This window comes from Dietzia cinnamea NBRC 102147 (assembly GCF_001571065.1).
Classification (GTDB): domain Bacteria; phylum Actinomycetota; class Actinomycetes; order Mycobacteriales; family Mycobacteriaceae; genus Dietzia; species Dietzia cinnamea.
On the sequence record NZ_BCSW01000011.1, the window covers coordinates 1 to 11,600 of the forward strand.

The 11,600-nt window shown below is 72.6% G+C and carries 10 protein-coding genes; 2 read left to right on the top strand and 8 right to left on the bottom strand.

The genetic code is table 11. The features are described 5' to 3' along the window. From DCI01S_RS06085 to DCI01S_RS06100, 4 genes are all read right to left on the bottom strand, one after another. Positions 1 to 838: glycosyltransferase family 2 protein (locus DCI01S_RS06085; RefSeq protein ID WP_156482550.1), on the bottom strand; the 838-nt coding region annotated here is incomplete at its 3' end. Beyond that, positions 835 to 2,475, bottom strand: coding sequence for a carbamoyltransferase family protein (locus tag DCI01S_RS06090; RefSeq protein ID WP_061228396.1), 1,641 nt, complete (start codon positions 2,473 to 2,475; stop codon positions 835 to 837). The genes DCI01S_RS06090 and DCI01S_RS06085, both read right to left, overlap by 4 nt. 84 nt (positions 2,476 to 2,559) lie before the next feature. Then, positions 2,560 to 3,480 carry a glycosyltransferase family 2 protein gene (locus tag DCI01S_RS06095; protein WP_061228397.1) on the bottom strand — a complete coding sequence of 307 codons (921 nt, stop codon included), beginning with the start codon at positions 3,478 to 3,480 and terminating at the stop codon, positions 2,560 to 2,562. 53 nt (positions 3,481 to 3,533) lie between these two features. Beyond that, entirely contained in the window at positions 3,534 to 4,379 is an 846-nt protein-coding gene (locus DCI01S_RS06100; protein ID WP_061228398.1) for a glycosyltransferase family 2 protein, read from the bottom strand. A gap of 65 nt (positions 4,380 to 4,444) precedes the next feature. Between DCI01S_RS06100 and DCI01S_RS06105 the strand changes: the two genes are divergently transcribed. Both DCI01S_RS06105 and DCI01S_RS06110 read left to right on the top strand, forming a co-directional pair. Continuing rightward, entirely contained in the window at positions 4,445 to 5,389 is a 945-nt protein-coding gene (locus tag DCI01S_RS06105) for a polysaccharide pyruvyl transferase family protein (protein ID WP_061228399.1), read from the top strand. A 147-nt stretch (positions 5,390 to 5,536) separates the two neighbouring features. Continuing rightward, positions 5,537 to 6,844 carry a cytochrome P450 gene (locus tag DCI01S_RS06110; RefSeq protein WP_061228400.1) on the top strand — a complete coding sequence of 436 codons (1,308 nt, stop codon included), beginning with the start codon at positions 5,537 to 5,539 and terminating at the stop codon, positions 6,842 to 6,844. 37 nt (positions 6,845 to 6,881) lie between these two features. Here DCI01S_RS06110 and DCI01S_RS06115 read toward each other — a convergent pair whose 3' ends face one another. Genes DCI01S_RS06115 through DCI01S_RS06130 form a run of 4 tightly spaced genes read right to left on the bottom strand, consistent with a single transcriptional unit; the run spans position 6,882 to position 11,399 of the window. Continuing rightward, entirely contained in the window at positions 6,882 to 7,745 is an 864-nt protein-coding gene (locus tag DCI01S_RS06115; protein WP_061228401.1) for a LuxR C-terminal-related transcriptional regulator, read from the bottom strand. 26 nt (positions 7,746 to 7,771) lie between these two features. After that, positions 7,772 to 8,677: a 3-hydroxyisobutyrate dehydrogenase gene (gene mmsB, locus DCI01S_RS06120; RefSeq protein ID WP_061228402.1), complete on the bottom strand. Its 906-nt coding sequence runs from the start codon at positions 8,675 to 8,677 to the stop codon at positions 7,772 to 7,774. Positions 8,678 to 8,680: 3 nt separating this feature from the next. After that, the gene (locus tag DCI01S_RS06125) at positions 8,681 to 9,844 is read right to left on the bottom strand and encodes an acyl-CoA dehydrogenase family protein (RefSeq protein ID WP_061228403.1); all 1,164 of its coding nucleotides are present in this window, start codon (positions 9,842 to 9,844) and stop codon (positions 8,681 to 8,683) included. 28 nt (positions 9,845 to 9,872) lie between these two features. Continuing rightward, positions 9,873 to 11,399, bottom strand: coding sequence for a CoA-acylating methylmalonate-semialdehyde dehydrogenase (locus tag DCI01S_RS06130; RefSeq protein ID WP_061228404.1), 1,527 nt, complete (start codon positions 11,397 to 11,399; stop codon positions 9,873 to 9,875). Between the last annotated feature and the right edge of the window lie 201 nt (positions 11,400 to 11,600).

The window sequence follows — 11,600 nt, forward strand, 5'->3', positions numbered from 1 at the left end:
CGGGGGCGGTGCGCTGGCCTGGGCCCGCCGCCACCGCCGTGGCGGCACCCCCCGCCGCGACCAGCGCCCCGGCCACGGTGGCCACGTGATAGCCGAATCCGCCGCCCGGGGCCTGCGCCACCTCGCGCCAGCGCGGGCCGTGCAGCCTCCGCATGAGGGCGTCGTCGGCGTTGCCGGCCTGCAGGCGCAGGCTCACCCCGTCGTCGGCCGGGCGGACAGGATGGATGATGTGTCGCGCACCGCGGGCGAGCGACCAGCCCGCGCGGCGGACCCGCAGCGCGAGATCGGCGTCCTCGCGGAAGGCCCGGGGGAACCGCTCGTCGAAGCCCGCCACCTGCTCGAGGGCCGCACGGCGGTACGCCATGTCCGCGGTCGCCCAGTCCGCGCCCTCGAGCGCGGCGACGTTGCGCTCCCAGTCCGTCGGCGGGCGATCCGTCGGACGCGGCACGCGGATCGAGGCCTGCGTGGCGCCCGTGTCCGGGCCGCACGCCGCGAGGTCGTCCACGAGCCCGGAGAGCCACCCGTCGGGCAGGATCACGTCGTCGTCGAGGAAGGAGATCCACTCCGGGGCCGACTCATGCGTGGCCCGCCAGCCGCGGTTGCGGGCGGCGGCGGGCCCTCGCCCGTAGCCGCGGACGACCCGCAGCGGCCAGTCGACTCCCGGCAGGCTCGCCGTCAGCGGGTCGACCCGTCCCGGCCGGTCATCGACGAGCACGACCTCCACGGGAGCCGGGTGGGTGTCATCTGTCCGCTGCGCGGCCAGGGAGTCGAGCATCGCCTGGAGGCACTCCCGACCGATGGTGGGCACGACGATCGCCCAGCGGGGAACTCGGCTCATGCGTCACCGCCGGCGACGAAGTCGGCGCGGCGCACGAGGTGGGGGCCGAGCACCAGCGCGGCGACGGGCGCCGACCCGAACAACTCGAGGGCGTCGCGGGGATCGTCCACCATGGGCCGGCCCGCCGTGTTCAGGCTCGTGTTGACCAGCACCGGGACACCGGTCCGGGCCTCGAAGGCGCGCAGCAGGTCGGCGACCCGCGGCGTGTCGGAGTCCGAGACCGTCTGGACCCGCGCGGTGCCGTCCGTGTGCACCACCGCGGGCAGCCGATCCCGCCATTCGGGGCGCACCGTGTGCACGAAGAGCATGTACGGGCTCGGCAGCGGGCCGTCGGTGACGATATCGGCGGCGCGCTCGGCGAGGATCATCGGCGCCACGGGCCGGAACTGCTCACGCCCCTTGACGTCGTTGAGCCGCTCGACGTTCGCCGCCCGCGTCGGGTTGGCCAGCAGGGACCGGCGACCCAGCGCCCGGGGACCGAACTCACTACGCCCGTCGAACCACGCAATGACGCCGTCGGCGGCGAGTAGATCGGCCACCTCGCCCGCCAGATCATCCGGGGTGCTGAAGGGCACGCGCGCCGCGGTGAGCCACTGCGCCAGCTCGTCGTCGTCCCATCCACGCCCCACCGCGGGGTCCACGGCCCCCGGGGCGAGCTCGTCCTGCTCGCGCGCCAGGTGCAGCGCCGCCCCCAGTGCGGTACCGGAGTCGCCGGACGCCGGCTGGACCCACACCTCGTCGAACGGCCCGTCACGCCAGATCCTCGTGTTGGCCACACAGTTCAGCGCGGTCCCGCCCGCCATGGTGAGCACGTGCTCGCCCGTCTGCCGGTGCAGCCAGCGCACGTTCTCCACCAACACCTCCTCCACCCCGGCCTGCACCGACGCGGCGAGATCGGCGTGCACACCACCCCACGTCCCGTCGTCGACGCGGCGGGGCGCGAACCTCTCCCACTCCGGGGCGCGCGCGGTGAACCCCCCGTCCGGGTTCGCGTGCAGGCTCTCGCGCAGCTCCGGCAGGAAGCGCGGCTCGCCGTAGGAGGCCAGTGCCATCACCTTGAACTCGTCGCTCGAGCGTAGAAAACCCAGGTGCTCGGTGAGCGACTCGTAGTACAGGCCCAACGAATCGGGCAGTTCCTGGCGGTGACAGATCTCCAGCTCCCCGTCGCGGTAGTGCCCCGCCAGCTGGGAATGCCGCTCCCCCCGGCCGTCGTTGACCACCACCGCGCACGTGCGGTGCGGCCCGGCCAGCGCGGCGGAAGCGGCGTGCGCGACGTGATGCTCGACGAACCGCACCTGGTCGGGGTCCAGCCCGGGTAGCGCCTCGGCGAGGAACTCCGGCGCGCGCCGCACGTAGTCGATGCGCACCGGGTCGAAGGGGTCGTCGGGCTGCAGCGCCGCCAGCTCGGGGTCGAAGGCGTACCCCACCGCGTCCAGATCCGCCGCGGTGATCCCGGCCTCCTCGAGGCACCAGCGCATCGACAGCTCCGGCAGTTCCCAGGCAGAGAACGGCACCGGCCGCTTGGCGTGCTTACGGCGGGAGAAGCGTTCCTCCTCGGCCGCGGCGACCACGCGTCCGTCGACGACCAGCGCGGCGGACGAGTCGTGGAAGGTGGCATTTACTCCCAGGACGATCATGGCGCGACCATAGGCCCGATCGGGGGGAAGTGGCCACCGAACGCGGCCGTCCTAACGCTCGACCGCGAACCGGCGTGCGAAGCCTCAGCTCTCGTAGCGCCTCGCCGCGCTGGACCTCTGGCTCTCCTCGAGGGCCAGGAAGCGCGCCTCGACGTGCGGTGGCAGGACCCGCCGATCCCTCGCCACCCAGGCCGCGCCGCGGAGGGCGTCGAGCACCCCCGCCGCGGTGACCCGGTCCCGCGGGGCGCCCGCGAGGACGTCGCGCGTGCGCCGGAGTGCGGCGGGCAGCGGCCGGCGCAGCCACGTGAACCAGAGGGTGTTCCGGATGCCGTGACGGCGGCGCAGATGCGGGTCGCGCAGCACCGACGCCTGGTGGTGCACGGTCATCTCGGGCAGGTAGCAGAGCTCCCAGCCGGCGGTGGCGAGGTCGGCCGCGAGCAGCTCCTCCTCGCCCCCCAGCCACAGACGATCGTGAAAGCCGCCGACCTCCCGGTAGGCCCCGGCCCGGACGATGCTCGCCCCCGCGAGGAAACTGCCCAGCGCCGGCCCGGGGAGCCAGTCCGGGCCGCGCACCGGTGAGTTCTCCAGCTCCGCGACGATCGGGTCGTCCTCGCCGTCCGGCTCCACGACGATCCGCGCCGTGACCACGCCCAGCCGCGGGTGCGCGTCGAGGGCGTCCGCACCGGCGCGCAGCGAACCGGGATCCCACCACGTGTCGTCGTCGCAGAACGCGACATAGGGGGTGGTCGCCGCGTCCACCCCGAGGTTGCGGCCGACCGCGCCCAGGTTCGTGGGGCTGGCGATGAGCCGCACGCCCGGGCGCTGGCGGGTGATGGCGTCGGCGGTGCCGTCGGTGGAACCGTTGTCGACGACGATGACCTCCGGACGCTCGGGAAGCCCCGCCAGCCGGTCCAGGGCGGCGAGCGCCTCCTCGCGGCGGTTCCAGGTGATCATCACCACGCTCACCCTGGGATCCCGACCATCCGGCTCCGGTGCGCTGCTCATCCGACTCTCCTTCCGTGTGGCGGCTTCCACCCGTCGTCTACGGCGCGGGGCTTCTACCCGTCGTCCGCGGCGCGGAGCCGCTCCCGCGCGCGCAGGGTGCGCTCTCCCACGACCCGGCGCGCGGCGAGCGCGGCAGGGATCCGCGGCACCGCGCTGAGGAGTCCCCTCCGTCCGTCCGCGCTGCGCATCCCGTCCACGACCTCACCCGCGACCGCGCCCGCCGGCAACCGGAGGACCGCGGTGAGGAGCCGGCTGCGGGTGAGGCCGGCCCGGCGGATCCCCGGCGCGTCCCGCACCGGTGACGGGTGGTGGTGGGCCACGAGGTCCGGGACGTGGCAGAGCTGCCAGCCCGCGTCGTGCAGGTCCAGGGCGACCCGCTCCTCCTCGCCGGGGAAACGGATGACGTCGTCGAACCCACCCACCTCGAGGAACGCGTCGCGGCGGACGATCGCACCGCACCCGACGAAACCCAGCAGAGCCGGGCCCGGGGCGTCCGGCGCGGTGCCCAGGGGCGAGTCGGCGAGGACCGCGTTGATCGGGTCCGGCTCGTCCGCCGGACCCACGAGGATGGTGCCGGCGGCCAGGCCGAGTCGCGGGTACTCGGCGAAGAGCCGCACCGCCCGCTCGAGGGAGCCCGGTTCCCACCACGAGTCGTCGTCGGCGAACGCGACGAGCTCGGTCCGCGCCGCCCGCGCGCCGACGGTGCGGGCCCTCGCGGCGAGGTTCTCGGGCGACGCGATGACGCTCACGTGGTCACCCGCCGCGCGGCACACCTCCACCGAGTCGTCGTCCGAGGCGTTGTCCACGACGATCACGGGCGCGTCATGGCGGGGCAGGGTGGCCCGGAGGTCCTCTCGTCGGTTCCTCGAGGCCACCACGACCGTCACGTTGGTGTTCACCGGCCCGAGGCTAGCCCGACGAGCCGGGGCTGGCGGGACGGCGCCGGGTCGGGCAGGCTCGGGACGTGCGCGTACTCATCGTCGGTTGGTCCAGTCCCCTGCACGGCGAGGCCACGGCCGGCGACGTCCTGGCGATGGAGGCGGTGGCCCTTCGCCTCACCGCCGACGGGATCGGTCACGACACCGCCTGGAGCGCGGTGATGTGCCCGCCCGGCGGCCTCCGCCTCGACGACGTCGATCCCTCCCGGTACACCCACGTGGTCTTCGTGTGCGGCCCCGCCAGCGGCGACGCCGCGGTCGAGATGCTGGACCGCTTCCCCCACTGCCGACGCATCGCTGTCGGCGTCAGCGTCGTGGACCACGCCGATCCCCTGCTCGACCGGCTCGACGCCGTGATCGCCCGCGACGCCCCCGGTTCGACCGCGCGACCTGACCTGGCGGCACGCGTCTCGCCATCAGCGGTACCAGTCGTCGGGGTCTACCTGACCGGCGGCCAACACGAATACGGCGACCGTCGCCGCCACGAGGCCGTGATCGGCGCGCTCACCGACTGGCTGGGCGGCCTGGACTCGGCGCTGCTGTCGCTGGAGACCCGACTCGACCCCCGCGACTGGCGACTGCCCTCGACGCCCGGTCAGGTGAGCTCGGTGATCGCCCGCATGGACGCCGTGGTGACGATGCGGATGCACGGACTCGTGCTGGCCCTGCAGGCCGGTGTGCCCGCACTGGCGATCGACCCGATCAGCGGTGGCGGCAAGGTGTCCGCGCAGGCCGCCGCGTGGGACTGGCCGGCGGTCGTCGGCGCCGACGACCTCGGCGCGGGCGCGCCCGGCGCCGACGCGTTCACCGCCGACGGCCTGGGCGCCCCCGGCCCCGGCGAGACCGTCCTCGACCACTGGTGGCGGTGGTGCCTGTCCCCCGACGGGCGCGCCACCGCGAGCCGACGCGCCGACGACCGGCCGTCCGACGGCATGCTCGACGACCTGATGAAGGCACTGCGGTCGCGGTGAGCGCGCGGCGGCCGACGTCCGATGGCGGTTGGGCGGCGTCCGGTCGCCGATGCTGCGGACGCGACCGGAAGCGCGGCGGCGCGAGTCGCTCTAGTGTGGCCGTGACGCCGACCGCGAGTTCCCACCCGAGCACGAAGGAGAGCGCCCGTGCCCCGACCCGTCCCCCGACTGATCAGCGACCAGTCCTTCGACTTCGTGCGCTCGGGATACCTCTTCGCCTCCCGGGTACGGCGGCGTGCGGGGGTCACCGCCGAGTCCCAGACACCGGTCCGGTTGCGGTTGATGGGCCGCAGCGCGGTGTTGCTCCGGGGAATCGACGGCGTGCGTGCGTTCTACGACGCCGACAAGGTCAAACGTGACGGGGCGATGCCGGGGTTCATCCGGTTGCCTCTGTTCGGCCCCGGCTCCGTCCACAAGCTCGACGGCCGCGCCCACGCCACACGCAAGAACGCGATGGCCGACATGGCCTACGACGACGACCGGGGAGCCCACTTCGGCGAGCTGGTGGCCGAGGAGCTCGAGGAGATGCTCGACCAGTGGGCACGCAGCGGCGCCGGCACCGTGTACGACGACACGGCGACCGCGTTCGGTCGGGCGGCGTTCCGCTGGGCCGGTCTGCCCCTCACCCCTGCGGAGGCCGACCGTCGCGCCCGCCAGATGAGCCGCCTGCTCGACACGTTCGGACGCGTGGCGACCAACCCGGTCGCGCAGATCGAGCGCATCCGGCTGGACCGGTGGGCCACCGACCTGATCCGGGCGGTGCGATCCGGCCGGCACCGGGCCGACCCGCACTCCGTCCTGGCGGCCATGGCCGACCTGCGCGATGAGAACGGCGCGCTCGTCGACGACCGCACCGCGGCGGTGGAACTGCAGAACCTCACCCGGCCCACCGTGGCGGTGGCCCGGTTCGCGGCGTTCGCCGCCGTCGCACTCACCGAACACCCCGCGTGGGCGGACCGGATCCGGGAGGCCGCGTCCGCCGCCGGGCGGCTGACCGAGATCCCCGAGGCCGTGGCGTTCGCCCAGGAGGTCCGCCGTGTCTACCCGTTCGTTCCCATGCTGCCCGCCCTGGCGACCACGGACTTCGAGGTCCAGGGCTGCCCCGTGCGCAAGGGCCAGCGGGTCCTGCTCGACCTGCTCGGGACCGACACCGACCCGCGGCACTGGCCGGACGCCACCACGTTCGACCCCGACCGGTTCATGGACGTCGACGACGCCGAAGCGCTCGAGGCGTTCATCCCCCACGGCGGTGCCGGCGTGCGCACGGGCCACCGCTGCCCTGGTGAGAAGATCGCCGTGGCCGCACTGTCCGCCGCCGTGGCCGCGCTGTGCCGCCCCGAGGTGCGGGTCAGCCGGGACCCCGACGACCTGACGTTCCCGTGGACCGAGATGCTGACCCGGCCCGCGACCGGCGTGCGGGTGGCGTGGCAGGAGCGCTCGGCCGCGACGGCGTAGGGCCGCCGCCGTGACCCGGCCGCGAGGCGGGAGGGGGTCAGGGCAGGAGGCCGAGCAGCCGTGCCCGGGCCACCGACTCCATCCGCGACCGCGTCCCGAGCTTGGTGCCGATGTTGCGCAGGTATGCCTTGATCGTCTCCGGGGAGAGCGACAACCGCGCGCCCACCTCGGCGTTGGACAATCCGAGCGCCACCTGGGCGAGGACGTCGATCTCGCGGGGCGAGAGCACCGAGTTCGCGGGCACCGGCACGTCGCCGGCGTCGGGAGCGCGCCCGACGCCGGCGAGGGCCGACCCGGCCGCCAGCAACCGGTCGCGAAGGGCCGGGTCCCCCAGCTCTGCGGCGATCGCCCGCAGCTCGCCGTGCAACACCCTCAGCTGCTCGCGATCCGAGGCCTCCAGGCCGACCGAGTGCTCGGCGGCCGCGACGTCCGCCATGCGCAGGCGGCGGTCGACCTCGTCGCGGACCCGGAACTCCGAGGCGAGCTCGGCGGCGACCGAGTTGAAGGTCCGGGTCACGTGGTCACCGAGCTGCGTGGCCACCCGCGTCGACCCGTAGAGGATCGTGCGCGCGACGCCGGAGACCATCACCGGCACCGAGATGATGGCGCGCAGCCCCTCCTGCCCCACCGCCTCGGCGTAGTGCCGGGTGATTCCGGAGCAGTCCTCGTAGTCGCGCACCGTCGCGGGTCGCCCCGACGCCATGACGTGACCGCCGAGCCCGCGCCCCTTGGCCACCTGCAGGCCCTGCATGGAGGAGGTCCGGGCGCCGATGAACCGACTGAGTTGGGCGGTCTCGCCGTTCCCCTCCCCGGCGAACACGATCGGGAGCCCGGAGTCCTGCCGGGCCCGGCGCAGTGCGCCCAGGACGGCGTCCGAATCGCTCGGTCGGAGGGTGGTCATGGCAACGCTCCTCGTACTGACGTCGATCAGCTCCGCGCGGAGTCGCGGATGCTGGTGATGATGGCGCTGAAGTCCTTGTCACCGTGATCCTGCGCGAACTCGTCGTACAGCGCCGCGGCCGCAGCACCGAGGGGCGCCACCGTGCCGGTGCTCTCGAGCGCGGACAGCGCCAGGCCGAGGTCCTTGTTCATCAGTGCCGTGGCGAAGCCGGGCTTGAACTCGTTGTTCGCCGGCGACGTCGGGACGGGGCCGGGTACCGGGCAGTTGGTGTGCAACGCCCAGCTGTTGCCGGTGGCGCCGGTGACGACGTCGAACAACGCCTGGTGCTCGAGACCCAGCCGCTCGGCCAGGACGAACGCCTCACCGATCGCGATCTGGTGCACGGCGAGGACCATGTTGTTGCACACCTTCGCGGCCTGCCCCGCACCGGCGCCGCCGCAGTGGATGACCTTGCCCGCCATCGGCTCGAGCAGCGGCTGCGCGGCTGCGAACGCCTCGTCCTCACCACCGACCATGAACGCCAGGGTGCCGGCGGTGGCGCCCTTGACCCCGCCCGAGACGGGAGCGTCGACCTGGAGCATGCCGGCGGCCACCGCCTGCTCGTGGACCGCGCGGGCGTCGTCGACCGAGATGGTGGACGAGTCGATGAACAGCGTCCCCGCCTCGGCGGAACCGAGCACGTCGGCGTAGGTCGAGGTCACCAGCGCGCCGTTGGGCAGCATCGTGATGACCGCGGCGGCACCCCGCACCGCCTCGGCCGGGGACTCGCACACCGTCACCCCGGCCTCACGCGCGGCCTGCTGCGCGGCCTCGACCGGGTCGAAACCGCGGACCTCGTGACCGGCCCCGACCAGATTGGCGGCCATCGGCCCGCCCATGTTGCCCAGCCCGAGGAACGCCACGGTCGGCTTGCTCGTGTCCACGTTGCTCATCTACTACGCTCCCAGTCCGCGAGCGGCGACGGCCCGGCCGACGACGACCCGCATGATCTCGTTCGTGCCCTCAAGGATGCGGTGGACCCGCAGATCCCGCACGATCTTCTCGATTCCGTACTCGGATAGATATCCGTAACCGCCGAACAGCTGCAGCGACCGGTCCGCGATGTCGAAGCAGCGGTCGGTGACGAACAGCTTGGCCATGGCGCACAGTTCGACGTGGTCGGGCTCCTTGGCGTCCAGCGCCGCCGCCGCACGCCACAACATCAGCCGGCTGGCCTCCAGCTCGGTGGCCAGCTCCGCGAGGGTGAAACGGATGGTCGGCTCGTCGATGAGCGCCCCACCGAACGCCTCGCGGTCCCGCACGTGGGCCACCGCCCGCGCATAGGCCTCCTGCGCGCCGCCCAGCGAACAGGCCGCGATGTTGATGCGGCCGCCGTTGAGACCGCGCATGGCGATGGTGAAGCCCAGCCCCTCCCCGCCGGAATCCGCACCGCCGATGAGGTTGGCGGTCGGCACGCGCACGCCCTCCATGATCACCTGCGCGGTGGGCTGCGCGTTCCAGCCCATCTTCCGCTCGTCCGCGCCGAAGCTCAGCCCCTCGGAGTCCGCGGGGATCAGGAACGCCGAGATGCCCTTGGGGCCGGCGTCCCCGGTCCGCGCCATGACGAGGTAGACGTCCGACTGCCCGCCACCGGAGATGAACTGCTTGGTCCCGGTGAGCACGTAGTGGTCGCCGTCCCGCACCGCCTTCGTCCGCAGCGCCGCCGCGTCCGAACCGGCGCCCGGCTCGGTCAGGCAGTAGCTCGCGAACAGCTCCATCGAGGCCAGCCGCGGGATCCACTCCCGCCGCTGCTCGTCCGTGCCGAACTCGTCGACCATCCACACGCACATGTTGTGGATCGACAGATACGCCGCCACCGACGGACACCCCCGCGCGAGCTGCTCGAAGATGCGGACACCGTCCAGGCGACGCATCCCGCTGCCCCCGACGTCCTCCGAGACATAGATCGCGCCCATGCCCATCCCGGCGGCCTCCCGCAGGACGTCCTTGGGGAAGTGGTGGTTCTCATCCCACTCCTGCGCCATGGGCCCGACCCGCTTGTCCGAGAAGTCGCGTGCGGCGTCGACGATGACCTTGTCGTCGTCATCAAGCGTGAACATCAGGTTCCTCTCCTACGCCCGGTAGGCGTCAGTCCATCGTGGGGATGACGAACTCGGCGCCGTCCTTGATCCCCGAGGGCCACCGCTGGGTGACCGTCTTGACCTTGGAGTAGAACTTGATCGACTCCGGCCCGTGCTGGTTGAGGTCGCCGAAGCCGGACTTCTTCCAGCCGCCGAAGGTGTGGTAGGCGATCGGCACCGGGATCGGCACGTTCACGCCGACCATGCCGACCTCCACGCGGGAGACGAACTCGCGGGCCGCGTCACCGTCACGGGTGAAGATGGCCACGCCGTTGCCGTACTCGTGGTCGCTGGGCAGCGCGAGGGCCTCCTCGAAGTCCTTGGCGTGGACGATGGACAGCACCGGGCCGAAGATCTCGTCGGTGTACACGCTCATGTCGGTCGTGACCTTGTCCAGCAGCGTCGGCCCGACGAAGTAGCCGCCCGAGATGTCCTCGCCGTTGAAGGAGTCCGTGTAGGCGCCCACGCCGCGGCCGTCGACGAGCACCTCCGCGCCCGCATCGGCGCCCTGGGAGATGTAGTCCAGCACGCGCTCCTTGGACTCCGGGGTCACCAGCGGGCCGTAGTCGGACCGCGGGTCGTGGCTGTGGCCGACCTTCAACTCCTTGACCTTGGGCAGGAGCTTCTCGATCAGCTTCTCCGCGGTGCCCTCGCCGACCGGCACGGCCACCGAGATGGCCATGCAGCGCTCGCCCGCCGAGCCGAAACCGGCCCCGACCAGGGCGTCCGCGACCTGGTCCATGTCCGCGTCCGGCATGATGATCGCGTGGTTCTTGGCGCCGCCGAAGCACTGCGCGCGCTTGCCGGTGCGCGCGGCGTTCTCGTAGATGTACTGCGCGATCGGGGTGGAGCCGACGAAGCCGACCGCCTGGATCGTGTCGTTGTTCAGGATGGCGTCCACGGCCTCCTTGTCGCCGTGCACCACCTGGAAGATGCCGTCCGGCAGACCGGCCTCGGTGAACAGCTCCGCGAGGCGGACCGGCACCGACGGGTCGCGCTCTGATGGTTTGAGGACGAACGCGTTGCCGCACGCGATGGCCGGACCGGCCTTCCACAGCGGGATCATGGCCGGGAAGTTGAACGGCGTGATGCCGGCGACGACGCCGAGCGGTTGGCGCATGGAGTAGACGTCCACTCCGGTGCCGGCGTTCTCGGTGTACTCGCCCTTGAGCAAGTGCGGGATGCCGATCGCGAACTCGATGACCTCGAGGCCGCGCTGGATGTCGCCCTTCGCGTCCGGAGTCGTCTTGCCGTGCTCGATCGCGAGCAGCTCCGCGAGCTCCTGCATGTTCTGGTTGACCAGGTCGACGAACCGCATGAGCACGCGGGCGCGCTTCTGCGGGTTCTGCGCGGCCCACGCCTTCTGCGCGGCGGCGGCCTTGGCGATGACGTCGTCGACCTCGGCCGTCGTGGCCAGCGGCACGATCGCCTGCGCCTTCCCCGTGCTCGGGTTGAGCACCTCCTGGGTGCGGCCGCCCGTGGCCGCGACACGCGCGCCGTTGATGTAGTGCTCGACCTGCCTGAGATCCGACATGTCCGTCCCTTCGTCAGCGGGCTCGCCGCGGCCTGGTGACCGCGCGCCCCTCTCCCGTGATGCCCATCACCCTATACTTGCAACTCCTAGTAATCCATATCGAGGCGGCGACGGGCCTCGCACCATCCCCTTTCGGGTGTACCGCCACCCCGAACGACGGACCTACTGTGAGCTGACTCACTACACAATAGGCACGTCCGT